The organism is Dyadobacter sp. UC 10 (assembly GCF_008369915.1).
GTDB lineage: Bacteria > Bacteroidota > Bacteroidia > Cytophagales > Spirosomataceae > Dyadobacter.
This window is the reverse complement of sequence record NZ_VSRN01000001.1, coordinates 4,389,742-4,414,168: the sequence shown is the minus strand read 5'-3', so window position 1 is coordinate 4,414,168 and position 24,427 is coordinate 4,389,742. Positions and strand designations below refer to the sequence as shown.

22 protein-coding genes are annotated in these 24,427 nt (G+C 47.8%); 11 read left to right on the top strand and 11 right to left on the bottom strand.

The features are described from left to right. Positions 1–32: 32 nt before the first annotated feature. The 7 genes from FXO21_RS18380 to FXO21_RS18350 all read left to right on the top strand — a co-directional run bounded on the left by FXO21_RS18380 (position 33) and on the right by FXO21_RS18350 (position 10,049). Positions 33–1,049, top strand: a complete 1,017-nt coding sequence (locus FXO21_RS18380; RefSeq protein ID WP_149641452.1) for a FecR family protein — start codon at positions 33–35, stop codon at positions 1,047–1,049. Positions 1,050–1,207: 158 nt separating this feature from the next. Continuing rightward, complete coding sequence (locus tag FXO21_RS18375; RefSeq protein ID WP_149641451.1) at positions 1,208–4,807, top strand: TonB-dependent receptor; 3,600 nt, start codon at positions 1,208–1,210, stop codon at positions 4,805–4,807. A 28-nt stretch (positions 4,808–4,835) separates the two neighbouring features. Next, complete coding sequence (locus tag FXO21_RS18370; protein ID WP_149641450.1) at positions 4,836–6,572, top strand: RagB/SusD family nutrient uptake outer membrane protein; 1,737 nt, start codon at positions 4,836–4,838, stop codon at positions 6,570–6,572. Positions 6,573–6,608: 36 nt separating this feature from the next. Further along, the gene (locus tag FXO21_RS18365; RefSeq protein ID WP_149641449.1) at positions 6,609–7,838 is read left to right on the top strand and encodes a purple acid phosphatase family protein; all 1,230 of its coding nucleotides are present in this window, start codon (positions 6,609–6,611) and stop codon (positions 7,836–7,838) included. A gap of 162 nt (positions 7,839–8,000) precedes the next feature. Further along, positions 8,001–8,840: an endonuclease/exonuclease/phosphatase family protein gene (locus FXO21_RS18360; protein WP_149641448.1), complete on the top strand. Its 840-nt coding sequence runs from the start codon at positions 8,001–8,003 to the stop codon at positions 8,838–8,840. Positions 8,841–8,937: 97 nt separating this feature from the next. Further along, positions 8,938–9,621: a hypothetical protein gene (locus tag FXO21_RS18355; RefSeq protein WP_192579242.1), complete on the top strand. Its 684-nt coding sequence runs from the start codon at positions 8,938–8,940 to the stop codon at positions 9,619–9,621. Between the two features lie 119 nt (positions 9,622–9,740). After that, entirely contained in the window at positions 9,741–10,049 is a 309-nt protein-coding gene (locus FXO21_RS18350) for a hypothetical protein (RefSeq protein WP_149641447.1), read from the top strand. Positions 10,050–10,121: 72 nt separating this feature from the next. On the opposite strand, the gene FXO21_RS18345 is transcribed toward FXO21_RS18350, so the two are convergent. Together FXO21_RS18345 and FXO21_RS18340 are read right to left on the bottom strand one after the other, a co-directional pair. Then, on the bottom strand, positions 10,122–11,828 hold the full coding sequence (locus tag FXO21_RS18345; protein WP_149641446.1) for a GH39 family glycosyl hydrolase: 1,707 nt from the start codon (positions 11,826–11,828) through the stop codon (positions 10,122–10,124). A gap of 197 nt (positions 11,829–12,025) precedes the next feature. Next, positions 12,026–13,423, bottom strand: coding sequence for a carboxylesterase family protein (locus FXO21_RS18340; RefSeq protein WP_149641445.1), 1,398 nt, complete (start codon positions 13,421–13,423; stop codon positions 12,026–12,028). A gap of 159 nt (positions 13,424–13,582) precedes the next feature. Here FXO21_RS18340 and FXO21_RS18335 point away from each other — a divergent pair, with 159 nt between their 5' ends. After that, positions 13,583–14,497 carry a pirin family protein gene (locus FXO21_RS18335; RefSeq protein ID WP_149641444.1) on the top strand — a complete coding sequence of 305 codons (915 nt, stop codon included), beginning with the start codon at positions 13,583–13,585 and terminating at the stop codon, positions 14,495–14,497. Positions 14,498–14,546: 49 nt separating this feature from the next. Here FXO21_RS18335 and FXO21_RS18330 read toward each other — a convergent pair whose 3' ends face one another. The 5 genes from FXO21_RS18330 to FXO21_RS18310 form a co-directional block, all read right to left on the bottom strand. Then, the gene (locus FXO21_RS18330; RefSeq protein ID WP_225865747.1) at positions 14,547–14,981 is read right to left on the bottom strand and encodes a ribosomal maturation YjgA family protein; all 435 of its coding nucleotides are present in this window, start codon (positions 14,979–14,981) and stop codon (positions 14,547–14,549) included. 216 nt (positions 14,982–15,197) lie between these two features. Further along, positions 15,198–15,959 carry a LytR/AlgR family response regulator transcription factor gene (locus tag FXO21_RS18325; RefSeq protein WP_149641443.1) on the bottom strand — a complete coding sequence of 254 codons (762 nt, stop codon included), beginning with the start codon at positions 15,957–15,959 and terminating at the stop codon, positions 15,198–15,200. Beyond that, positions 15,940–16,962: a sensor histidine kinase gene (locus FXO21_RS18320; protein WP_149641442.1), complete on the bottom strand. Its 1,023-nt coding sequence runs from the start codon at positions 16,960–16,962 to the stop codon at positions 15,940–15,942. The genes FXO21_RS18325 and FXO21_RS18320 overlap by 20 nt, the downstream gene beginning before the upstream one ends. A 38-nt stretch (positions 16,963–17,000) precedes the next feature. After that, on the bottom strand, positions 17,001–17,462 hold the full coding sequence (locus FXO21_RS18315; protein WP_149641441.1) for a hypothetical protein: 462 nt from the start codon (positions 17,460–17,462) through the stop codon (positions 17,001–17,003). An 11-nt stretch (positions 17,463–17,473) separates the two neighbouring features. After that, on the bottom strand, positions 17,474–18,406 hold the full coding sequence (locus FXO21_RS18310; protein WP_149641440.1) for a heme-binding domain-containing protein: 933 nt from the start codon (positions 18,404–18,406) through the stop codon (positions 17,474–17,476). Positions 18,407–18,857: 451 nt separating this feature from the next. Between FXO21_RS18310 and FXO21_RS18305 the strand changes: the two genes are divergently transcribed. After that, positions 18,858–19,238, top strand: coding sequence for a DoxX family protein (locus tag FXO21_RS18305; RefSeq protein WP_149641439.1), 381 nt, complete (start codon positions 18,858–18,860; stop codon positions 19,236–19,238). An 81-nt stretch (positions 19,239–19,319) separates the two neighbouring features. Here the strand turns inward: FXO21_RS18305 and FXO21_RS18300 are convergent, their stop codons facing one another. The 4 genes from FXO21_RS18300 to FXO21_RS18285 all read right to left on the bottom strand — a co-directional run bounded on the left by FXO21_RS18300 (position 19,320) and on the right by FXO21_RS18285 (position 22,173). Then, complete coding sequence (locus FXO21_RS18300) at positions 19,320–19,706, bottom strand: winged helix-turn-helix transcriptional regulator (RefSeq protein ID WP_149641438.1); 387 nt, start codon at positions 19,704–19,706, stop codon at positions 19,320–19,322. 99 nt (positions 19,707–19,805) lie between these two features. Beyond that, positions 19,806–20,546: an SDR family oxidoreductase gene (locus FXO21_RS18295; protein WP_149641437.1), complete on the bottom strand. Its 741-nt coding sequence runs from the start codon at positions 20,544–20,546 to the stop codon at positions 19,806–19,808. Positions 20,547–20,665: 119 nt separating this feature from the next. Continuing rightward, on the bottom strand, positions 20,666–21,118 hold the full coding sequence (locus tag FXO21_RS18290; RefSeq protein WP_149641436.1) for an organic hydroperoxide resistance protein: 453 nt from the start codon (positions 21,116–21,118) through the stop codon (positions 20,666–20,668). Between the two features lie 29 nt (positions 21,119–21,147). Then, on the bottom strand, positions 21,148–22,173 hold the full coding sequence (locus FXO21_RS18285; protein ID WP_149641435.1) for an alpha/beta fold hydrolase: 1,026 nt from the start codon (positions 22,171–22,173) through the stop codon (positions 21,148–21,150). Between the two features lie 289 nt (positions 22,174–22,462). Here FXO21_RS18285 and FXO21_RS18280 point away from each other — a divergent pair, with 289 nt between their 5' ends. Then, a complete protein-coding gene (locus tag FXO21_RS18280; RefSeq protein WP_149641434.1) occupies positions 22,463–23,932 on the top strand; it encodes an ankyrin repeat domain-containing protein in 1,470 nt (489 codons plus the stop codon). Between the two features lie 5 nt (positions 23,933–23,937). After that, the gene (locus FXO21_RS18275; RefSeq protein ID WP_149641433.1) at positions 23,938–24,426 is read left to right on the top strand and encodes a DUF2271 domain-containing protein; all 489 of its coding nucleotides are present in this window, start codon (positions 23,938–23,940) and stop codon (positions 24,424–24,426) included. Position 24,427: the final 1 nt, after the last annotated feature.

Here is a 24,427-nt window from a genome sequence, read left to right as displayed (position 1 = left end):
CGCGACTTCCTGTTATAACCACCCATAGGAAGATGAAGCCGCCATTCCCGCCTGCCCTACTTCAGAAATATTTATCGGGCCAATGCACCGAAGAGGAAAAGGTGCAGGTGGAAGCCTGGTACGACTCGATGCAGGGGGAAACCGCATTTCTCGATCAACTGCCCGAAACGGACGTGGCAGGGATTCAGGAAAATACGTTTTTGGGAATAAAGAACCAGCTGGGCTTTGAAGAAAATAAGCCGGAACAAACCATTAACTGGCGCTGGCTCACCAGTATTGCGGCCTCTGTGCTGATCGCGGCGGGCGTTTATTTTCTATATCATATTAAAAACCAGTCGAAAGAGCAGATCATTGCGCAAAGGCATGTGCGGAAAGAAGCCGTCGCGCTGGTTACATTCCGGAACGAGGCGAAACGCATTGTTATCCACCGCCTTCCCGATCGCAGCTCCGTGGCGATGCACCCGGATGCGATCATCACCTATCCCCAAAAATTCGATTCTGCTCAGCGGGCTGTGACGTTTTCAGGAGAGGGCTTTTTCGATATTCAGAAAGACCCTTCGAGACCATTTCTGATCGAAAGCGGCGAGCTGGTGATCCGTGTACTGGGTACCAGTTTCAATGTAAAAGCACCGGTGAGCAGAAAGGTAGTCCAGGTAGACGTGGTGACCGGCAGCGTGCAGGTATCTGCGCGTGGCAAGGTAGGGAATCCGCAGCAGGTAACCCTTAAACCGAAAGAGCAGGCATTGTTCGAAGCGGGCTCAGGGAAACTTACGGCCAGGGCGATTGCGCCGCAGATCAGAAAACCAATTTACGAACCGGTAACTATTGTGTTTGAAGAAACCCCAATGAACACGGTGACCGAGCAGCTGGAAAAACGATTTAATGTCAATATTTCTTTGTCAAACCCCGGCCTGGCCCATTGCAGCGTCACCGCCAACTTTGAATCACAGCCTCTGAGCAGCATTCTTGAAATGCTCTGTACCACCTTAGAGGCCAGTTATTCATTAAGTGGCGAGACGATTACGATCAGCGGGGCACCCTGTGAATAACCCAGACTATTAACCATGAAGATCCAGTCAGTACCGCCATAAGAAAGACCGGAGGTGTACCACCACCCCCGGCCCGAAAACGGAATCCCTTTTAATCGTACCACCGATCAAAAGGACGCTTTTATCCAACAGTGCCTAACCATCAGACAATCAAAATTATGCAAAAATCAGTACGTAACAAGCCGGTTAACTGGCGAAAAATCATGCGCATTGGACTGCTTCAATGGATTATCGTCACCCTGCTCGCAGGTGGCAGCTATGCGAAGGAAACTTCCGCCCAATCTGTTCTGAGCAAGGATATGACGCTGAGCCTGAAAAACGTGTCGCTTAAAGAAGCATTGGAGCAGATTCAGGAACAGGTGAATACACGCTTCGTTTACAGCAGCAGGGTTTCTGTCAAAGAGGAGGTTAGCATCCATGTTAAAAACCAGAAGCTTTCCAGAGTCCTCGACCAGCTGCTTTCACCGAGAGGAATTGATTACAAATTGATCAACAACCAGATCGTGCTGGCCAAGACCAAAGTCAGCAAAGAGGAGTCTTTCATTATCGATATGGAAGAGAAGCTCAATAACTACGTCAACCCGGTCGATATAACCATCAAAGGAACTGTAAGTTCCAATGACGGGCAGGGTACCTTACCCGGCGTGAGTGTGGTACTGAAGGGAACTACGCAGGGAACGACGACAGACGGTGACGGAAAATTCACCATCGTCGTGCCCAATACGGAGGCAGTGCTGGTTTTCAGCTTTGTGGGATATATCTCGCAGGAGGTTCGGGTAGGAAGCCGATCGGAAGTCAATGTTTCACTCGAAACCGACAACAAGGCGCTTTCAGAGGTGGTTGTAGTGGGTTACGGAACGCAAAAGAGGGTAAACCTGACCGGCGCCGTCAGTACCGTACAGGCCAAAGATCTTGAAAACAGGCCTTTGAACAATATGTCGCAAATCCTGCAAGGTATGGTGCCTAACCTGAACATTACCTTCAGCACCGGACAGCCGGGATCGGGCGGTAACCTGAACGTGCGCGGGGAAACTTCCATTAACGGCGGCGGCCCGCTGGTATTGATCGACGGTATCCCGGGAGATATCAACCGGATCAATCCGGGAGATGTGGAGTCTGTTTCGGTATTGAAAGATGCGGCTGCTTCCGCGATATATGGGGCCCGTGGCGCTTTCGGGGTGATTCTGGTCACTACCAAAACTGCAAAAAGCGGCAAAACGAGCGTTTCTTACAGCAACAATTTCGGCTGGTCGAAACCGACCGTCAGCACCGACTTCATGACAAACGGATATGAGCATACCATGCTGAACGACGAAGCTTTCAAACGTGCAACCGGTAATACTTACACCAGGTATTCAGACGAAGATTATGCCGAGCTGGAAGCCAGAAGGTATGATAAAACTGAAAATCCGGCGCGACCCTGGACTGTCGTGAAGAATGTGAACGGAAAAGACATTTATAACTACTACGGAAACTACGACTGGTGGAATACGATCTTCGATATGACCCAGCCGACAATGCAGCATAACCTTAACCTTTCGGGTGGAACGGACAAAATCAATTATTTCCTGTCCGGTTCAGCTTTTCAAAAGGACGGGATTATGCGTATCAATAAGGATCGTTTTAACTCCTACACGCTGCGTACAAAAGTCAATGCGCAGCTGACCCCGTGGCTCAAAGTCAGTAACAATACCCAGTATTTTGATTCCAGATACAAATATCCTGGGCGCGAAGGCGGTGCAAATGCAAACTTTGTGGCGATCACCGTGCATGCAATGCCGGCTTATGCACCCCGGAACCCGGATGGTACAGCCACCTATAATACGCTGAAAAATAACTATTCAATTGGAGACGGCCTTTTTGCCAATCTGCTGGATGGCGTTGCGGGAGGTGAAAAGAAAGTCCATGAGCTGACGACGATCAACACAGTCACGATGGATTTTACCAAAAACTGGAACCTGGTAGCGAACCACTCCTACTCGTTTTACATCGCCGATGACTGGTACCGGTCGGCCGTTGCTCAGTACTCGGTCCAGCCGGGCATACTGACGGACGTACCAAACTATAATACCGACCAGCTGAAAAAAACTTTCTGGTTTGACCCGATGAATGTGACCAACGTTTATACGTCCTACAACCAATCAATAGGTAAGCATTACATTGGCGGAACGCTCGGGATGAATTACGAGACTAAAAAGCATCAGCGGCTATTCGGTGCCAGAAAAAACCTGCTTTCCGAAAATCTGAATGACCTGAACCTGGGTACCGGCGAACAGCTGGTAGAAGGAGATTCCTACCAGTACTCCCTTTTCGGCGCGTTTTTCAGGGTTAATTATGACTATATGGGCAAATACCTGCTCGAAGTGAATGGTCGCTATGACGGTACTTCACGATTTGGCGAGGGACGGCGTTACGGTTTCTTCCCATCGGTTTCGGCAGGTTGGAGGATCAGTGAAGAGAAATTTTTCGATCCGATCAAAGGCGCGGTTAATAATCTTAAAATCAGAGCGTCCTACGGAACATTGGGCAACCAGCTTCCTGCCAATAACAACTCGGCAAGCTATTACCCTTACATTTCCACCATGCCGACAGCACTTTCAAGTTGGATGACAAATGGACAAAAGCTGAATTACGTCAATAACCCCAACCCGATTTCGGCTAATCTGACCTGGGAAAAAGCGACGACCTCCAATATTGGTCTGGACGCTGATTTTATCAAAAGCAAGCTGAACCTGTCTTTTGACGCCTATATCCGGAAAACGACCGATATGCTGATCCCTGGCCAGGTACTGCCTGCGGTATACGGCGCAACCGTGCCTACCCAGAATGCAGGAGACCTGGAAACCCGCGGTTTCGAGCTGGCGCTTAGCTGGAGGGACCAGTTTAAGCTGGCCGGAAAGCCATTTTCTTATAATGCTTCATTTATATTATCCGACTACAAAGCGAAGATTACGAAATATGATAACCCGAACAAGATCCTTTCCAGCCGCTATGAAGGCCAGACGATCGGTGAAATGTGGGGCTATTCGATCGACGGATTCTTCAAAACCGATGAAGAAGCGAAGGCTTATCCTATTGACCAGACCATCGTGAACAAGCAGCGTTTGAGCGCACCGGGCGATTGGAGCCGGTTGCAGGCAGGGGATTTAAAATTCATAGATGTGAATGGCGACGGGAAAATATCGGAAGGCGCCAATACCCTTGCCGATCACGGTGACCTAAAAATCATCGGAAATACCAGCCCAAGATTCCGCTACGGTATCAATCTGGGCGCTTCATGGGGTGGTTTCGACATTTCGGCGCTGGCGCAGGGTATCATCCGTAAAAACTGGTACCCGGGTAACAATGCAGACAAATTCTGGGGGCCTTATTCGCGACCTTACTATTCATTCATTCCAAGGGAATTTGAAAAAGATGTGTGGACACCCGAAAACCAGGACGCTTATTTCCCTATTCTGCGCGGCTACACGGCGTTGAACGGTGGCGGCGACCTGAATGCAAGGAACGACCGGTACATTCAGAATGTAGGTTATCTGCGGTTAAAAAATGTAGTGATCGGTTATACAATCCCTGCCAAGCTTACCACGAAGGTCCGCATTCCGAATGCAAGGATTTACGTAAGCGGCGAAAACCTGCTGACCTACACACCGCTGCGCAGCAAATACATTGACCCGGAACAATTCGACGGGGACGGCACAAACGGAAGAACCTATCCTCTTTCCAAAACCGTCTCTGCTGGTTTGAGCATTAATTTCTAATCCGGTTGTTCCAAAACATTCAAATACTATGAAAAAGCTAATCACCATATTATTTCTGGGCATTGGGCTTGCATCCTGCGATCTGAACAGACTGCCGCTTGACGCTATTGACCCGGAAACATTTTTCAAAACCGAAAATGACCTGCTGCTTTATACCAATTCCTTTTACAACATGCTTCCCGGCGCGGAAGATGTTTATAACGAGGATGTCGACAATGTTGTAAAAAACAGTTTGCGCGAGGAATTGCAGGGTACCCGCATTGTTCCGACGAGCGGAGGCGGGTGGTCGTGGAATAATCTGAGGAATATCAATTACTTCCTGGCAAATTCAAATAAGTGCCCGGACAAGAATGCAGTGGCCAAATACAATGGCGTTGCAAGATTTTTCAGGGCCTATTTCTATTTTCAAATGGTCAAGCGATTCGGCGATGTGCCCTGGTATTCCAGCACGATTGAAGTGGAAGATGAGGAAATGCTTACGAAAGCACGCGATCCGCGCACACTGGTAATGGACTCGGTAATGGCCGACCTTGATTACGCCACGCTTGCACTCGGCGCCACGACCACCAGGCAGGTGAATACCATCACAAAATGGACTGTACTCGCATTGAAATCGCGTGTTGGACTTTATGAAGGCACTTTCAGAAAATACCACACGGAATTCAGCCTGCCCGATGCAGACAAATTTCTGGACGCAAGCATTGCCGCCTCGGATGACCTGATGAAAAACAGCGGCTATACCATTTACAAAGCCACGCCGGAGACCGCCTATTTGAAGCTCTTTTCGGCCGATAATGCGATTGCTGACGAGGTTATTTTGGCGAGGGATTTCAGTGATGAGTTGCAGGTTTACCATAATCTCAACTATTACACGATGACGGCTTCTTACGGTAAACCGGGATTGGAAAAAAAGCTGGTAAACAGTTATCTGATGAAGGATGGGACACCATTTACCAACGTCAAAGGCTACGAAACCATGCAGTATTACGATGAAGTCCAGAATCGTGATCCCCGTCTTTCCCAAACGATCCGCACCCCGGGATACACCCGCATTGGTGAAACCACTCAGCTCGTCCCTGAGTTTGGTGCTACGGTAACTGGTTACCAGCTGATCAAATTCGTTTCCGAGCCAAAGTGGGATACATTCAACAAGGATATCACCGACATGCCGATTTTCAGGTACGCCGAGGTGCTGCTGAACTATGCCGAAGCAAAGGCTGAGAAGGGGACCCTGACCCAGGAAGACCTCGAAATGTCGACCAAATTAACACGCGACCGCGTGGGCATGCCGAACATTAATATACTGAATGCCAATAGTAAACCGGATCCATACCAGGCCCAGATGTATACCAATCTGACGGGCAAAAATGCAGGCGTATTATTGGAAATCCGCCGCGAAAGAAGGATTGAAATGGTGATGGAAAACTTTCTGCGCTGGGATGATATCATCCGCTGGAAAGAAGGCCAGCTGCTGACGCGCCAATTCAAAGGCATGTATTTCCCCGGCCCCGGCAACTACGACCTTGATAAAAACGGCAAGGTGGACCTGGTTATTTACGAAGGTACCAAGCCCACCGTCCCGGGCGCGCAGCTGCTTAAACTGGGTAGTGAGATCTCACTCGAGAACGGAAATAAAGGTGGTAATATCGTTGTCAACAGCCATATTAAAAAGAAATTCGACGAAACGAGAGACTATCTTTACCCGATCCCCAGACAAGAACGTTTGCTGAACACCAGCCTCACGCAAAATCCTAACTGGGAGTAATAACAGTACAATTCTATTCCTAACCCTTGCCATTTTATGCTTTCAGACAGAAGGTCTTTTCTTGAAAAAATGTCTCAGATCGGGGCGCTGAGCCTCCTGCCGCTTACTGCCTCACAAGCTGCTGCCGAAACCCTGGCAGAAACTGCGGTTGATGATAAAAATCACTTCGTAGCCGGTCCTTATCTTCAAAACCTGGGGACCGATGAGGTGACCATTATGTGGATTACCCATAAAAATTGTTTCAGCTGGGTTGAATACGGCGCCGGCACCTATACCAGCATGCGGGAGTTTGGGTACACAAATGGGCTAATCGAGGCGAATAACCGGATCAATAAAGTTACCATTAAGAATCTCAAACCCGGTACTGACCACAAGTACAAGCTGGTTTCAACCGAAATAACGGGCTATAAAGGATCCCGCGTGGAGTTTGGTGAAAGTATTTCCAGTCCGCTTTACGGTTTCAAAACGCCTGCCGAAAATGAAGACGAATTTAAAATGGTTGTTTTCAACGATATTCACGACAGACCGCAGATCATTCCGCAACTGCTCTACCGGCACGGTTACACAGGCAACAAGCGCGATTATGATTTTGTGGTTTTTAATGGAGATTGTTTCGACTGGGTTACCGAAGAAACCCAGATGATCGACCATCTGATCAAACCCTGCGTGGATATTTTTGCAACTGAATTTCCATTTATACTCACCCAGGGCAATCACGAATGCCGCGGCAGCTTTTCACGGCATATTCCGTCGTACTATGCTTATCCTGAAAACAAATATTATTATGCCTTCACAAGAGGTCCGGTGCGGTTTGTAGTACTGGATTCCGGTGAGGACAAAGCGGATGATGCAGTGGATTACGGCGGACTGATCGCCTTCGACCGCTACCGGGAAACGCAGCGAACTTGGCTTGAAAAAGAGGTAGAATCACCGGAATTCAAGAAAGCAGATTTTCGGATTGTATTGATCCATATATCGCCTTATCATTCGGGAGACTGGCACGGTACGCTGCATTGCCGCAAGGTTTTCGGGCCGGTTTTGAACAAAGCAAAAATCGATTTGCAGATCTCGGGCCACACGCACCGCTACATGACCCACGAGCCCGATGCGGACCACAACTTTCCGATCGTGATCGGCGGCGGGCCATTGGAAGGAAAGCGAACATTGATCAAATTGCATGCGACCAGAAAACAACTGGATTTGAAAATGGTCCGTGACGACGGTGAGGTAGTCGGGAAAATGCTGATCCCGCGAAAAGGGAAATAGCGATCGGTTAACAGGAGGTCGCCGCCGTCGCCAAAAGGAAAACAGCGCGAAAAACGGTCCGGCCCCAGCGGGGCCTCCTGTTTGTAAAATATCAATATATGTTAATTTTGGCCCCCGGTGCTTCCTCCATTTACGAGTACTTTTTTAACAAATTATAACCCAATGAAAAAACTCAATTGCCTGCTTTTCCTCTTTTTGACTTTGTCAACGCTTTCTTTTGCGCAAAAGAACACGATCAATGTGGCGTCTTATAATCTCCGTTATAACACTGCCAACGATGGTGTAAATGCCTGGCCCAACCGGAAAGAGAATGTAAAAGGGCTTATTCAATTTCACGAATTCGACATTTTTGGCGTGCAGGAAGCATTGGTCGGTCAATTAAGGGATGTTGCCGAGCTGAAAGAATTTACTTTTATCGGCAAAGGCCGGGATGATGGAAAGGAAGGCGGAGAACATTCCGCTATTTTCTACAAAAAAGATCGGTTCAAGCTATTGCAATCGGGTGATTTCTGGCTGAGCGAAACGCCCGACAAGCCGGGTAAAGGCTGGGACGCAACCTGCTGCAACCGGATCTGTTCCTGGGGCAAATTTCAGGACCTGGCTTCAAAAAAAGAGTTCTTTTTCTTCAATGTACACTTTGACCACCAGGGTGTAGAAGCGCGCAAGGAGTCGGGTAAACTGATGGTAAAAAAAATTAATGAGATCGCAGGAAAGGCAACTACATTCCTGACCGGAGATTTTAACTCGACTCCGGAAACTGAGCAGATCAAGGCGATCCAGGGTATTTTGAACGACACCCACGAGGTAACCAAACAACCGCCGTACGGTCCGGAGGGAACATTTAACAGCTTCAAATTCGACGCCCCCATGGACAAGCGTATCGACTACATTTTTGTTAGCAAAAATATAGACGTTTTGAAGTACGGGGTCTTGACCGACGCGAAAGAGCAACGCTACCCTTCTGACCACCAGCCGGTTGTCATCAAGGCACTCATTAAATAAGTTTTAGAAAAAATATCCATTTGATCAGGTTGGGCATAGGGAAAGACTATGCCCAATTTATTTTCGTTAATTTCGAGAAATGCGAAGCCCGGATTAAATGATAAAATTCTCCCTCCTGCTCATCGGTATTGCCCTTTTTGCTTCGGTCGCGCTGGCTCAGAATGTAAAAATCAGCATCGATTCACCGCCTGCATTGAATGACAGGAAAGCCATTTTACTTACCCGGGAGAAAGGCTTTGCAGCGATCGTACATTCCATCCAGCTGGGGTTTGACACGACGCATCTTAAGATGGACCCCAATTTACTCCCCGATCTCTACCAACTACAGGTTTCCAAACTGAAAGGCTCCCTCACTTTTTTCTTTGAATCCGGCACACGGATCAGGCTCGACACAGCCAATGTGGCCCGATCAGCAGTCACGCATTCACGGAGTAATACAGAATGGCAGCAGTTTACCGACAGTATTCAAAAACCTTCCGATATCCGCGCAAATGCCTACCTGGTCCAGGAAGCAAGGATGCGCAGGAAGAACCTGCCGGACAGTGTCAACTACTGGATCGCGTGCCAGAACCAGGAAAGAGAAGCGCTCCTGGCCAAAACTGCTTCATTTATCCGCACAAATCCACAGTCCTACGTAAGCCTTTACCTGCTGAAAATCAATTGGTATGCGTTCAAGAACATGGGCTTGCTTGAGCAACTCGACAGCTCCCTTTCCAAACACCGCAACTATCTGCTATTAAAGGCAAACAAGCATGAAATTACAGGTGCCAGGCAGAAGTAAGATGAGTCAATGTTTTTTTGTAGAATTAATTTGTTTTCAAACGCTACTGTTGGTATGTTTTTTGGTAGCCGATGGATACATAGTATAACTGTATATACTTCTCAATAAACTTTGAAATCATGAAACGGGAAAACGAAAAGCAACCGGTCATTTCATTAAGTGATGAGAGTTTTAAGCATTACTTGATTCACCGGTACGGCGAACATTCAGGGAATTACTCCTGGGAAAATGCCAGGAGGGAATGGTCTGAACCAATTCCTTCTGAAACTCTGATACAACTGTACAACCGCGCCAAGAAGGACATCGAGAACTCAGGTGGCAGAATAGTGGGTTATGAAGTTGTCGACGATGTACTGATCAGCCACGAAGTTGTCAATTCGCGCTGGCCGGAGAACTGGATGTGGGTACTTCAATTTAATAATGATTGAGGGATAGCTTAATCCGAAACGAACACTTCTACCAATCAGAAAAAGGTCACTGGCAGTGACCTTTTTCTATTGTTACCATTCTATTGTCAAAAGTGAAACCGCCTGCCTGGGCAGTGCTAAGCGCACGGTAGTCTTCCCATTTTGACTTTCGACTGCCGGTGCTTTCTCCATTTTTTCAAGCTTTCCGGCTTTTTCCAACGCTGCTATCTGCGTTTTGTCCGGGCTTTGCGGAGAACCCATTTTCTTCCAGGCTTCATACGAATTACTATGTTCGCGGTCGATCCTGTATTCTGTGATTTTAATCTTTTTTGAATTCAAACTATTCAGTATCAGTTTAACCGGCTCTGCCACTCCCTGCAGATCGTCGTCGTGATAGTTCCACAGCATTACAGCGGCGCTGTTCCCGTCTTTCGAAGCCAGCGCTCCTATTTCTGTCTGCTCGCCGCGGATGCTTGAATCGAGCACCATTTGAAGCGGGTACATGCGGCTGCTTTTCACTTCTACTCTGCTGCCACTCATTTTACCAAACATCCTGAATACATTCAGTACCGGCTTATCTACGCCATTTGTCGCCAGATCGCGAAAACCATAAAACCAGGGCTGGTTTTCAAATTCAAACGACCAGGAAACCGCACCGAGAAAATTGATCTGGTACTCATCTGCCAATGCATATTTCCGGGCAAAAGTGGCGGCGGTGTAACTGGAATACATCGTTCCGTTCCGGTATGCATTGGAGGGATTGGTAGCCATTCCGCAAGCAGCGCAGCCCTCCGGGTCGGATTCGCCTACGATGAGCGGCAGGTTTTTAAATTGAGGATAAGCCAGCACTGATTTGAAGCCCGTCTGAATATCACGCAGCTGCGGCGACATATTCATCCTGACAACACCGTTGATGAGCTTGGGAGAGCCTTTCGCATGAAAAAGAACCGCGTCTAGCGGGGCGCCCTTTTTACCTGTAACATAATTGGTACCTTCTGCACAATGCAGCAGAAATGCTTCCAGCCATTTTTTACCGCCGGGCGAAGATGTGCCCGCAATGTTCAACCCGCCGATCCTCGCCGTAGGCAATGCCCTTTTTACAGCGTCGGCCGAATAGTCGTACAATTTAAAAAATTCCTCCATCGTGCCTTTCCAGTAACCATTCGGTTCATTCCAAACTTCCCAGTACCAGCTTTCCACTTCTTTCTGACCGTAGCGCTCTACGCTGTGTTTTACCCAATTATACACCAGATCCGCCCATTTCTGGTAGTCTTTCGGCGGATATGCCCAGCCGGTCATGATCTTATTGTAAGGATCGCCGGGTTTCCAGTCGTGCTGATATGGTTCCGGATTGACGGACAATGCTTTTGGCATAAACCCAATCTGCGCCAGCGGTTTCATCCCTCTTTGTACATAGGTATCAAATATGCTGTCAACAATCGCCCAATTGTACACGGGCTTCCCGTTTTCGTCTTCGGTGTAGGCGTTGGTCGAGCCCCATTTCAGCGCGGCGGTACCATCTCCTGTGCACAAAAGGCAGTGCGCGCGAACATACACAGGCACAGGACTTAGGTCAGCAATTTCCGAAAGGAGTTTCTTACCCTCTTTCATGTAAGTATAATTCGGCTCATCGTATCCAAACCACGCCCATACAGGTTTCATCGGCCCGACTGTCTTGCCGAAATCCACTTCAACTACGGCCGGCTTCTCCGCACTTTTATCCTGTGCGAATGCACTGGCACTGACTACGGCAGCCACAAAAGCCGTGATTATTCCTGTCTTCCAAAAGAGGTTTTTCATTGCGCATTTATAATAAAAATGGTCCTCATACAAACAAAACGACTCCCACAGCCTCGAACAGACCATAAAGGGTTTCGGTGAAGGTTAATACTGCTTTTATTGGGGGAAAGGGAGGAAAGGAGGAAGGAGGAAAGGAGGAAGGAGGCCCGTAGGGTGTGACGGGGGTAGCTTCCTACGTCAATTCCAGTGATTGAGGTTCAATCTTTCCTTTTTTGCATAAAAAGCCAATCCCAGATACCCGGCGTGTCAGCTACCTGCTTACCGATATAATGGTCAGCGCCCGGAAATTCGGTGTAGCGCGGCTTACTGCCTGCTTTACGGAGCGCATTCACCATTTTTCTTGAATAACTTACCGGGACCAGCTCGTCATTAGTCCCGTGAAAAGCCCAGATGCTTACATCCGCCATGTTTTGGGCCAACTCTTCCTCGCCTCCGCCACAGACTGGGATAGCAGCCGCGAACATACCAGGATGATTTCCAATGAAATGCCACGATCCGTAGCCGCCGCCTGACTCACCGAGTACATATCGTCGCAGTGTATCAATGTTATATTGTTTTTCGAGAGAAGCCATTAATTCCATGACAGCAGCATCTACCTCGGGGTCCATCCAGCCTGCTCCTACTTCACATTGCGGTACCAGCAGGAAAGCGGGGTGATTTCTGCGGTTGTCATAATTCGCCAGCACAGGCGCATAGGAGCCCTGTACCTGTGCCGCATTGTCCCGCCCGTGCACTCCGCCATGGTGCAGGCAGAGCACAATGGGATATTTTCGGGTGGAATCATAGTCAAGCGGTTTCATCAGACGGTAAGGTAACTTTTCACCATCACGACTTACAAAAAGATGCGGTTCAAAACGTTCTGCAAGCGTGCGCTCTGTTGCTGAAACGTTCCGTACAGGTAAAGGAGCACTGCTTTCCATATAAAAATCGGTACCCTGGGAGACCGAAAACCAGCTTAATACAACCAGAATGAACACAAAACTACTCATCGATAACCGGGACAGACTGCCGGAACTTTTGTCCGCTTTTGCCTGCCCAATGAAATGCATGATCCATAACCCTGTTACCGCGACCATCAGCCAGCTAAGCACGAAACCAGCCTGCGAAAGCACCGCCTTCATTTGGAAATCGGCAAAGACTGTGTACCAGGTCAATAATGCGATTTGTGCTGTATGGACGCAAATCGACGTGATGCCAATCCATTTCAGCCAAAAATGCGCGCGGCTTTTGGAAACAACCAAACTTAACCCTAGTAGTAAATTCGCTGCGGACACAGCGCAGTAAGAATAGTAATACCAGCGTTCCAGGTTTTGATTAATAAGAATCTCATACACAACGGCCGTGTGCACCGATAGCGAGATGATACAAAGCCAACCCGCCCGGAAAGGCCAGATGTATTGGCGACCATAGCAATAAAGCAGCTGGATCACGACGGCAAGTGCCTGCGTGACGGATACCAGGATAAAATAGGGCACGAACGAATCCAGGGTATAAATGCTTCGCCCACCAGCCGTTAGCATCGCCGTTATCAAAATTTCCTGCAAAATCAGAATAACAAAAAGGAAGATTGCGAAATAGTAAAACTGCCTTGGCATGTGGGTAGAAACGTTTTTTCTAAACTTATAGAAAACTTATCAGTAAGTTGTTTCAGGAATTGTTAAAGTAATTTAAAGCAGGTCAGAGCTGTACGTCGCCGGTATGGTGAAACCGGACAGAGGAGATTATAAAACACTGTCAAACGCCTTTTCATTATTATGCTTGATATCATTATTGAATCCAGAAAAGCCGAAATAGTCCCGGGTTTTGAAGTGAAACGCATCCTGCCCTTTCAGCTCCGCAGAATGGTAGGGCCGTTTATTTTTATGGATCACGGCGGTCCGGTGAGTATACCTACGCCTTCGGCGACAAATCTGGATGTACTGCCACACCCGCACATTGGCTTGTCTACGGTCAGTTATTTGTTCAGCGGAAAAGTAATGCACAGGGACAGCCTTGGGGTAGAGCAGGTTATCAGGCCGGGCGAAGTAAACTGGATGACGGCCGGCAAAGGCATAGCCCACAGCGAACGCTTTGAAGACCCGGCTATACTGGCGGGGGGCGAACTTGAAATGATTCAGACCTGGGTAGCGCTACCCGAAAGAGACGAAGAATCCGACCCTTCCTTTCAAAACTATACACCGGAACAGCTGCCTATATTCACCGACACGGGAATCTGGATGCGGCTAATTGCTGGCAGTGCCTATGGATTGACAAACGAGGTCAACACCAGCTCCCCCATGTTTTATCTCCATGTTGTATTAAATGAAGGTGCAAGATTCGGCCTGCCGCACGGACATAGTGAAAGAGGTGCGTACATCGTCAGAGGCAGTGTGGAAATCGGCGGCGTCACTTATACCGCCGGGAAACTACTGGTGTTTACAAAAGGCGTGGATCCCGTCATCATCGCAAAGGAAAATACAACACTGATGATGCTGGGCGGCGAGCATTTGGGCGACCGTTACATTTGGTGGAACTTCGTATCCAGCCGAAAGGAAAGGATCGAACAGGCGAAAGAAGACTGGAAACAGGGACGAATTATTTTGCCTCCAACGGATAATGAAGAGTTTGTGCCGCTTCCGAAGGATAATTCCAGACCGGCAGGCGGCCCCCCTCCAAATGCTTTGTCTTAGGGTACTGATAGATTCAACTTAAAAGAAGATAAAGTACCTCGTGCCGATTTCAGCTGCGTTTTGTAACACGACCAACAACAAAAGTCTCGGCAATCAAGCCTAGTCCTACTCCCACACTATAACAAAGCAAATCGCTCCAAACGAATGTAAAACCGAGTATCAATGCTCCCAGCGGCATATTCCGGATCGCATCGATCCAGGGCGCATGGTATAGCTGGCTGATCTCAATGCAAACGGAAAATGCAAGTGCTGCCGCAGCCACCTGCCACGTCGACCATTTACGAAAAACAAAAGCAAAGCCAAAAAACACCATCATCGCCCATAACACATCACCCACATACAGCCTAATAAATGCATGATGCCCGAGCAGGCGCCGCGACAAAAAACCAGTGAGCATCACACCAGCTGTAAGTAACCCGTAAAGCATCCGGTTCCTGAGCGAAACCGGCGAAGAAGAATTGTTGTGTATCAATATGTAAATCAAAAAAGGACTATGTCCAACAGCCTTCCCGTCACTAAACTTTCGCGCCCATCTTCCCGAAGTCTTCCCAAAACACCTTCACATTAAAAAGCGCCGACTTTTCGGCCATATCAAACTCAATATCCGAATGACAAACTTGAAAGTCAAGATGAGAACTATTTTCCTGACGTTGGGAAAATGGTCACTTCCACATTAAAATATCAACCGAGGCAATTCAAATCACCGATTCTCCATCCAACCAAGAAACGATGGCGCTTTCTCCTTGTTGATCAGCAATTGATCGGGTGTTTCTATGACCAGCTTAACATACAGTTTCCGCATAAAATAATGCTCGATTTCCTTAATCGCAGAAAAGTTGACCAGATACTGCCGGTTTACCCGGAAAAATTGCTTCTGACTCACCGAAGCCGCGATCTGATCGAGGGATTGGCTCAGTGAAAATTCCTGTCCGTCGAAACACATGATCATTGAAGTCTCGTTCCGGATGTAGAAAAAGGCGATCTGCGCGGTTTGGACCGTCGTGTACTTCTGATGTTTAAAAACCAGAAAACTGGTTTTATCGGCTTGCGGGGCCATTCTGTTTAATAGTTCGCTCAGGTCGGGAATTGCTTTTTGCTGGAAGAAGTTTTTCAGGTCATCAACTTTGCCGAGCGCACCTGCGATGTCTTCTTTTGAGAATGGTTTCAGCACATAATCAACACCATTCCGCTTGAAAGCTTCCAGTGAATATTCATCAAAAGCGGTACAAAAAACGACCGGACAAGTGATCTCCACCGATTTAAAAATTTCAAAACTCAGCCCATCGGCCAGCTGAATGTCCATGAAAATCAGGTCTGGCTGCAGTTCCGCCGAAAGCGCCTCAACCGCTTCTTCCACACTCTGATATGGACCGGTGATTTTGGCCAGCGGACGTAGTTCGCGGAGGATATTTTCGAGGGACCTGGCTGTTTTCAGCTCATCCTCAATGATTACGATGTTCATAAATAATGGGAAGTCTAACCTGAAATAGGTTTTGGCTGTCAGTAACCTCCACCTTTTTATTTAGTAAATGACTGTATTTGAGCTCAATGTTTTTCAATCCCACGCCCAGCGAATCTTCCTGGTTTTTTCTAAGCTGAACCTGGTTTTCAACAACAATGCTTTCACCCTCCACGAAAATGCGGATCTGTAAAGGCCGGTTTAGGGATACAATGTTGTGTTTGAGACAGTTTTCGACCAGTAATTGCAATGTAAACGGAGGGATTAATGTGTCTAAAACTGCGTCATCAAGCTTGTTTTGAAAAATAAACCCATCCTCAAACCTGGCCTTCTGCAAAAAAAGATAAGCATTCAGGATCTCCATTTCTTCTTTCAAAGAAATCAGATCCAGCTTGCGGCTTTCCAGCGTATAGCGGTAAAAGTTGGCGAGTTTTAATATAAAATCCACCGACTGCTGATCGCCTGTTTCGACCATCGCTTTGAGCGTATTCAAGCTATTGAACAGAAAATGAGGGTTTACCTGCTGCTTCAGAAGATCATATTGCGCACTGAGATTATCATTTCGAAACCGCTCCAATTCCATGCTGACATGCTGGTTTTCATAGTTTTGTTGCAGCATATTGAGGAACATATAAAATACCAGGTTGATCAGAATACCACGAACTTCCACCATCAGCATCGCGGGACCAAAATCAATGTGAGAAAGGATAAGCTGCTGAATGTAAGCCAGCGCAAGCATAATGACAAGACCAAATGCCAGTGAATTGAGCAATTTGGCATACGATATTTGCTGTCCCTGCGCCCGGTTGCTTTTTCGCGAAAGCATGTAAATATTGAAGTACCACATAATCACCGCAAACGCAGCCGTAATGCCCGCATTTACGGCTGCCTCCAAAGGCACAAACTGGTGCGAGGCCAGCTGCGGCACCGAGGAAAGCAAACCGATCACGATGGAGCTCGTCCAGATGATGGTATCAGAAACTTTCAATGTTGATGGTGTTACCATTTTAAAATCGGTAGGATCGGGTATGCGATTTCGGGTTACTAAGGAAAAATGGCCGCGCGCTGACCGGTGATAAAGCTGACCCGCTGGCTCTTTTCAGGTTGCCGGTCACCGGGTTTAAAGCTTTTACCAGTCTCGAAGTCATAGTCAAAAGTAGGTTCCGAATTGTTTCCTTGTACTACTTTCACTGTTTCGATGGAATAAATCTCGCCATTCATATGGGTGCCGTACCATTGCGGCATTGGTTTTTGCTTCCAGGTAACCAATGTATACTGTGCGCCAATGTCTGGTTTGGACAGCGAACCGGAAGCACTTTGCAGCGCAGGATCATTTCCGTAAAGCACCGCAATCGTGCCTCTCTTGTTATTAATGATGGATTTGATCACCCGCTGGTTGCCGGCATCATACAGGTATTCCGGGGCAAGGTGCGCGGTGTTGCGGTCGTCGCAGGACAGCGTTAAAAGTGCCAGCGAAATGATAGATAGTGAAATTGTCGCCTTCATTCTGGTAAAATTTATTTGGTCGGGATGTTGAATACAAAGTCATTCTCAGGGGATAACAGTCGATGACAGTTGATGCAAGTTTGCTCGAAAAGGATGGTTTTGCCTGCCGGTTTCAGTGCGAGACCATCGAATTTGGCAAATCCCCAGCCTTCTGTTGCGCTGTACTTCTTGCTGTCCTTCACCATAAACTGCGCATTTTGAAAGTTGCCTGGCAGCACATTACCTTCGGCATCCTCCACCTGTTTTCCCCAAACAACCTTCACGATCCGCGCGCCGTCGGGAAACGGAAGCCGGCGATTTTGAATGGCCTTCACCATGATGTCGTTTCCGTAAACGATCCGCGTGCTCCCGCCGTCGAATTTGTCAGTCAGGCTGATAATCTTCCAGTTTTTGTAATCCGCAGAATATGGAATGCCATTTAAGGAAACCGGCGTTTTCCCGGTTGTAACTTTTCGAATTGAAGAAGTTTGTGCCACGATCCGGGCTGTATCGACCTTGTTCCTCCCTGGAAGTGTGTTCACATATTGTTTCAAAACTGCCAGTTCGGATGCGGATACTTTGCTGCCGGAATGCGCGAGCTGGTAACGTTTCAAAGGCATTTTTTTCTGTTCGATCGCATTCACCATTTCCCAGAGCAACAATTCCTGCACAGCCGGCGGATTCTTGTCCCATTCCGAAAAATTAAACCGCGAACGCGCTTCCTCCATGTCGTGCGCTACCAGGAAAGACGCCGGGGCAATTTTATCAAACCATTCCACCTTCGATTCATTGGAATGACAATCATAACACGCCCGCTCCAATATCTGCTTCACCTCCACTGGAACCACGATCTCACTGGTCACAGGCGGATTTTCAATGGAAGGAGAAATGATTTGCAATCCCACAAAGATCACTATTACCATGATCGCCGCGCCTCTGTAAAATGTTAACCCTGGCTGTTTCATTTTTCAATTAATTGTCTGATTACCAAAGCTCAAAAATATAGTAAGGCCTCCCCGGTTTTCAGAGAAAAAGCCTTCGTTTAGACAAACTTCACCTCGAACCAGACAATACCGAAGTTGAATATTCAGTCATCGCACCGGCGACCCGGTCAGTCATTCGGTCATTCAGTCATCGCACCGGCGACCCGGTCGGTCATTCAGTCATTCAGTCGGTCATCGCACCGGCGACCCGGTCAGTCATTCGGTCATTCAGTCATTCGGTCATTCAGTCATTCGGTCATTCAGTCATTCGGTCAGTCATCGCACCGGCGACCCGGTCAGTCATTCCACCGGCAACCTGGTCAGTCATTCATTGTCTAACTCGCCCTCCTAATCGTCCGGTTCGGGGTGATTCTGCTAATGCTGCGCCTGGAAACACCACAATTTTGCCTCAGAACTTAAAGACAAAACGATCATGAAAACTTCAAAAATTATCTATTGGACTGGCGCAGCATTGACTTCACTATGGTTTGGCGCAAGCGGCTTTTTCGAACTGACTAGAAACCCGCTGGTGTGGGAGATCACGCAGCAACTCGGCTATCCTGCCCATTTCATTTACCTTCTGGGCGTAGCCAAACTTTCCGGTGTGGCCGTGCTGCTGATTCCAAACCGATTATTAAGATTGAAAGAATGGGTTTTCGCAGGTATATTCTTTGATATTACCTTTGCCTTCTTCTCTAAGCTGGCCGTCCTCGGATTGCCCGCTACCCTTGACGCTGTCATCGCATTTGTAATGGTAACAGTAACTTACATAATGTTCAGAAAGCTTTATCCCGCCATGTACACGAAGATTTAGTTAATAACAAAAGCAGAAAGTCAGGTTAAACCGATCGATTTCTTTGTCAAAGCACGAAGCAATTGATTGGTTTTTTTGCATTTATTCGGTTTGACTTTTCATTACTTTTTCACGGTGCTGCTTGCCCCAGCTGATCATTTCCAGAATAATCCCGCCAAAGGACATACAGTAATCCGTTTCCGTATATTCAACAAGCACCGGCGTGTCCGGGGTTACCGTACGTTTGATCAGCTGATTGGCCTCCATATCCTTCAACTCCCGCGACAACATCCGGGTTGTAATGCCGGGTATGCTCCTCTGAATATCCCGGAAACGCCTGTTTCCGTTGCATATTGAGTTGATAATCAACAGCCTCCATTTCCCGCCGATGACGTACATAGTATCCTGCAATGCCTGAACTTCCTGCTTCTGGTTTCTCGGATCGGACAGGATTTCTCCCGCCATCCTGATCTGCTCGTCTCTTGTCATGTTGCTGTTTAGGTTGCTGATCGTTACGCTGAACATGCGAAAAGCACAGGCGGTTCACGCCTGCGCTTGCTTTAAGGGTTGCTAAGTTAAGCCAAATGGTCAAAGACTCATTCCGCCATCCATTACGATTTCTGCACCTGTAATGAAGCTCGAAGCGTCTCCCGAGAAATAGGTTACCATTTTAGCAACATCATCCGCACTTCCGATTCTTTTCAGTGGGATACGTTCAATCATCCAGTCGTCCAACGCCAGTCGGGCTGCCGGATCCAAGCCCATTTTGTTCAAAATTTCAGTTTGCGTGGGCCCGGGACTGATCGCATTTACCCGGATCTTCCGCGGTGCCAGTTCAATCGCCGCAATTTTCATGACTGCATTCAAGGCTGCTTTACTGGAAGTGTACATCGACGAATTGGCTCCGTTCATACTCGCAACATTCGACGACAAAAACACGACCGAAGCACCATCGTTCAGAATGGGAATGAATCTGCTGAGTGTAAAATAGGCACCTTTGAAATTCACATCAATCACATAATCGAAATCAAGCTCTGTCGCTGTTTCAATCGCGGCGCCGCCTAAAACGCCTGCATTGATGAACAAAATATCCAGCTTGCCAAACTGCTCACTCACCTGCTTTACCAGCGTTTCAATGTCAGCTACCTGTCCCTGATCACTTACCAAACCGGTCACGCCAAGCTCAGTTGCTGCCTCCCGGATTACATTTTCGCGCCGGCCTGTAATGATCACATCCGCTCCCTGCGCTTTCAATTCTTTTGCAGCTGCATAACCGATGCCGCTATTTCCGCCTGTTACCAGGGCTTTTTTTCCTATTAATGTTTCCATTGTCTCCTGAATGATTTTTGACAAAGGTAAGCAGCAATTGGTATCAATATTATACCAGTATACTGTATGATACCAATCTGCTATTTACCTGTCAGTATTTTATGCTGCAACAGCTGACGTTAAATCGCGACCGTGATCTCCACATTCATGTTCCCTTTGGTCGCCTTCGAATACGGACAGGTCTGATGCGCGGCCTGTACAACCTTAGCCGCGTCATCTGGCGACAGACCTGGAAGATTGACCTGCAATCTTGCCTGCAATGCGTAACCTGCCTCGCCGGTCGCCAGGTCTACTTCCGTGTCCACCGACGTTTCCGCAGGAAGCTTGATTTTAAAAGTTGATGCATTGATTTGCATAGCTCCCAGAAAACAGGCGGACCAGCCTGCGGCAAATAATTGTTCGGGGTTAGTACCCTGCCCCGAAGTGCCTGGTGAGGAAAGATTAATGTCCAGACGTCCATCTGAGCTTTTTGCTGCACCTTCACGGCCGCCGGTCACGTGTACTTTTCCGGTGTATAAAACTTTATTGACTGGTGCAGCGGCTTTGGCTGCAAAAACGATTTGATTTTCCATTGTACTGCTATTTAAAAGTTGTTTTGAAATTATTGATCAATCCATCCTGCCACTTCCACAATTGCATTGGCAAATGCTTGCGGAGCCTCCTGCGGTAAATTATGGCCGATGCCGCTGATGGTATGATGTGCGTATCTGCCTTTGAAACGGGCCGCGTAAGTGCTGGGATCAGGATGTGGCGCGCCATTTGAATCGCCTTCCAGGGTAATAGCCGGTACCGTGATCGGCGGAAATTTTGCCAGCTTCGCTTCCAGTTCGTCATATTGAGCTTCGCCTTTCGAAAGGCCCAGCCGCCATCGGTAATTGTCTGTGACGATCTTGCTGTGATCCGGATTTTTAAAGGAAGCTGCAGAACGGTCATAAGTATACTTACTGAATTTCCAGGTCGGCGAAGCGGTTTCCCAGATCAGTTTATTGAATTCGTAAGTATTGGCTTCATAGCCGGCAACGCCACGTTCGGTAGCAAAGTAATATTGATACCACCACGATTGCTCGGCTTTGGGTTTTAAGGGTGCCTTGTTTCCTTGCTGACTTCCGATCAGATAACCGCTTACTGATACGAGCCCTTTCACCCTGGCCGGCCACAATGCAACCATAATATCGGCAGTACGTGCTCCCCAGTCGAAGCCACCCACAATTGCTCCTTTCACTTTCAATGCATCCATAAACGCAATCATATCCACGGCAAGCGCTGACTGCTGACCGTTTCGGGGTGTCTCCTCAGAAAGGAATGTCGTAGTTCCGAAACCTCTCAGGTAAGGGATCAAAACCCGAAATCCCTTTGCGGCCAGAATTCCCGACACTTCCTGATAACTGTAAATATCATACGGCCAACCATGTATGAGCAGGACGGGCTGGCCATTTGCTGGACCGGCCTCCACATAACCCACATCCAGCAGGCCGGCTTTAATCTGCTTTATATGGCCAAAAGTTTCTTCGCCCCGGTTGCCCGCCGTGCTTACTGGTTCAATTGATGATTGAGCATGCACTGACGCAATTCCATAAAGTTGGAGTGCAATAAGTAAGAGGCTTTTAAATATGATCTGTGTCTTCATGATCTGACGGTTTATAAATGATCTGATGACTCAAACCTACAAGCTCACACAACCAAAAAACAGCCAATAACCCGGCAAGTGGACAATTTGAGGGGCGGGTTAGACAAATGAGCCGCTGCCCCCTTCCCCCCAATGACGCAAGGCATTCCAAAAAAAGCCCTAAGTGACGCCAGAGGGAATCAAAACAACTTTTGGGGTATTATTTAGACTAGTTATCGTTAACTTTGAAACACCTACCTTTGTGGATAAAAACGCAGATGGTACCCAGCTCTCAATCCATTTAGTTCATATGAAAAAATTTATCATTGCAGTTTGTACCCTGATTGCTTTCGGTGCGCAGGCACAGCAAAACACGCTTTTGGAACAATCGTTCTGGAAATCTTCCCCGGATGTGAATGCCGTAAAAGCGGAGATCGAAAAAGGCAGCAATCCTTCCCAATTCAACAACAATATGTTCGACCCCGTCGTGATGGCGATCAACTCCGGGGCTCCCAATGCAACCATAGAATACCTGCTTACCCAGCCAGGTAATACAGTTGACAAACTCACCCACGACGGCCGCATTTACCTGCACTGGGCTGCGATGCGCGGTAATGTGGAGCTCATGGAGTCGCTGGTAGCGAAGGGATCGAAAGGTAATTTTGTCGACGGCCACGGTGCTACGCCGATCAATTTTGCCGCCGGCAGTCAGCAGAATACCAAAGTGTACGATATCCTGATTGCGGCTGGCGCGGATCTGAAAAAAGACCTTAATCACGATGGCGCCAATGCATTGCTGATCGGGATTGCCAATGACAAAGATTTTGCGCTTACCAACTATTTCATTTCCAAAGGTCTTGACCTGAAAAGTACCGACGCGGCGGGCAACAATGCATTCAGTTATGCGGCCCGCGCGGGGAAAATTGATGTATTAAAAGCTTTGCTGCAAAAAGGCGTACCTGCCAGCCCGAATGCATTTCTGATGGCGGCGCAGGGAAGTCGCGGCGGCGCAAATACCATTGACGTGTACGAATACCTCGAAAGCCTGAAACTGAAACCGACGGTGATCGGTAAAAACGGTGAAAATGCGTTGCATTCGATCGTTCGCAAACCGAAGCAGGAGGAGATTATAAAGTACTTTCTGAGCAAGGGAGTTGACGTAAATAAGGCAGACGAGAACGGAAATACGGTTTTCATGAATGCCGCCGCCGCCAACCGCGACACTGCAGTACTCGGCATGCTGCTTGCAAAAGTGAAGGATATTAACCAGGGCAACGCAAAGGGCGTGAGTGCCCTGGCCATGGCAGTTCGCAGTAATTCACCGGAAGTAATCGGTTACCTCATCGCGAAAGGCGCCGATATTAATACAACAGATAAGAATGGCGACAACCTGGGTTTATATCTGGCACAATCCTACGATACACGCAGGGCTGATGATTTTGACCCCAAATTGAAAGTTCTCCAGGACAAAGGTTTCAAGGTTACTGCCGCTTCAAAAAATGGCAATACGCTCTATCACAATGCAGTAGCAAAAAATGACCTTGCACTCGTAAAACGGTTGGAAAGCTTACAGATCGATGTAAATGCGAAAAACAGCGAAGGTATCACTGCCCTGCACAAAGCTGCCATGGTATCCAAAGATGATGCAATGCTGAAATACCTGATTTCGATCGGTGCGAAAAAAGATATCGTGACCAACTTCCAGGAAACCGCTTACGACCTGGCCGGTGAAAACGAGTCGCTTTCCAAAAACAATGTTACAGTCAATTTCCTGAAATAATTTTCATGTCCAGCTTATTTAGAATAACCCTGCTGTTTCTGGCACTCACATTATCCCGGCCTGCGGCCACATTCGCGCAGGGAACGAGCAAATATAAATGCATGATCCAGATGACGAATTACATGGGCGAAGGCGCCTATATTGTGATTTCGCTGATCAATACCAAAGGTGCCTACGAGAAAACGCTTTACGTGCTCGGCCCGGACAAGAAATGGTACAACAGCATGAAAGAGTGGCACAAGTTTCAAGCTAAAAAACCTTCGAATATCAGTGCGGTCACAGGCGCATCGGTTACCGGCGGGGACCGAAGTGTCAATGTAATAGAGATTGAAACCGCTAAAATCGATGCAGGCTATAAATTGCGGTTCGAAAGCGCTGTGGAAGACAAAGCGTATCATGTAAAAGACCTGGAAATTCCGCTGACAAAGGAGGCGCTTTCCGCCAAGAGCGAAGGTACCGGCTATATCCGCTACGTTCGTTTCAGCCCTAATTAAC

Bases quoted from the DNA above. Each gene is read 5' to 3' on its own strand.
- FXO21_RS18320 (WP_149641442.1), bottom strand. From the start codon at position 16,962: ATGGTAACACCATCAACATTGAAAGTTTCTGATACCATCATCTGGACG.
- FXO21_RS18285 (WP_149641435.1), bottom strand. From the start codon at position 22,173: ATGAAGACACAGATCATATTTAAAAGCCTCTTACTTATTGCACTCCAA.
- FXO21_RS18300 (WP_149641438.1), bottom strand. From the start codon at position 19,706: ATGACAAGAGACGAGCAGATCAGGATGGCGGGAGAAATCCTGTCCGAT.
- FXO21_RS18295 (WP_149641437.1), bottom strand. From the start codon at position 20,546: ATGGAAACATTAATAGGAAAAAAAGCCCTGGTAACAGGCGGAAATAGC.
- FXO21_RS18305 (WP_149641439.1), top strand. From the start codon at position 18,858: ATGAAAACTTCAAAAATTATCTATTGGACTGGCGCAGCATTGACTTCA.
- FXO21_RS18380 (WP_149641452.1), top strand. From the start codon at position 33: ATGAAGCCGCCATTCCCGCCTGCCCTACTTCAGAAATATTTATCGGGC.
- FXO21_RS18365 (WP_149641449.1), top strand. From the start codon at position 6,609: ATGCTTTCAGACAGAAGGTCTTTTCTTGAAAAAATGTCTCAGATCGGG.
- FXO21_RS18340 (WP_149641445.1), bottom strand. From the start codon at position 13,423: ATGCCAAGGCAGTTTTACTATTTCGCAATCTTCCTTTTTGTTATTCTG.
- FXO21_RS18315 (WP_149641441.1), bottom strand. From the start codon at position 17,462: ATGAAGGCGACAATTTCACTATCTATCATTTCGCTGGCACTTTTAACG.
- FXO21_RS18375 (WP_149641451.1), top strand. From the start codon at position 1,208: ATGCAAAAATCAGTACGTAACAAGCCGGTTAACTGGCGAAAAATCATG.
- FXO21_RS18360 (WP_149641448.1), top strand. From the start codon at position 8,001: ATGAAAAAACTCAATTGCCTGCTTTTCCTCTTTTTGACTTTGTCAACG.
- FXO21_RS18370 (WP_149641450.1), top strand. From the start codon at position 4,836: ATGAAAAAGCTAATCACCATATTATTTCTGGGCATTGGGCTTGCATCC.
- FXO21_RS18310 (WP_149641440.1), bottom strand. From the start codon at position 18,406: ATGAAACAGCCAGGGTTAACATTTTACAGAGGCGCGGCGATCATGGTA.
- FXO21_RS18275 (WP_149641433.1), top strand. From the start codon at position 23,938: ATGTCCAGCTTATTTAGAATAACCCTGCTGTTTCTGGCACTCACATTA.
- FXO21_RS18325 (WP_149641443.1), bottom strand. From the start codon at position 15,959: ATGAACATCGTAATCATTGAGGATGAGCTGAAAACAGCCAGGTCCCTC.
- FXO21_RS18355 (WP_192579242.1), top strand. From the start codon at position 8,938: ATGATAAAATTCTCCCTCCTGCTCATCGGTATTGCCCTTTTTGCTTCG.
- FXO21_RS18345 (WP_149641446.1), bottom strand. From the start codon at position 11,828: ATGAAAAACCTCTTTTGGAAGACAGGAATAATCACGGCTTTTGTGGCT.
- FXO21_RS18350 (WP_149641447.1), top strand. From the start codon at position 9,741: ATGAAACGGGAAAACGAAAAGCAACCGGTCATTTCATTAAGTGATGAG.
- FXO21_RS18335 (WP_149641444.1), top strand. From the start codon at position 13,583: ATGCTTGATATCATTATTGAATCCAGAAAAGCCGAAATAGTCCCGGGT.
- FXO21_RS18280 (WP_149641434.1), top strand. From the start codon at position 22,463: ATGAAAAAATTTATCATTGCAGTTTGTACCCTGATTGCTTTCGGTGCG.
- FXO21_RS18290 (WP_149641436.1), bottom strand. From the start codon at position 21,118: ATGGAAAATCAAATCGTTTTTGCAGCCAAAGCCGCTGCACCAGTCAAT.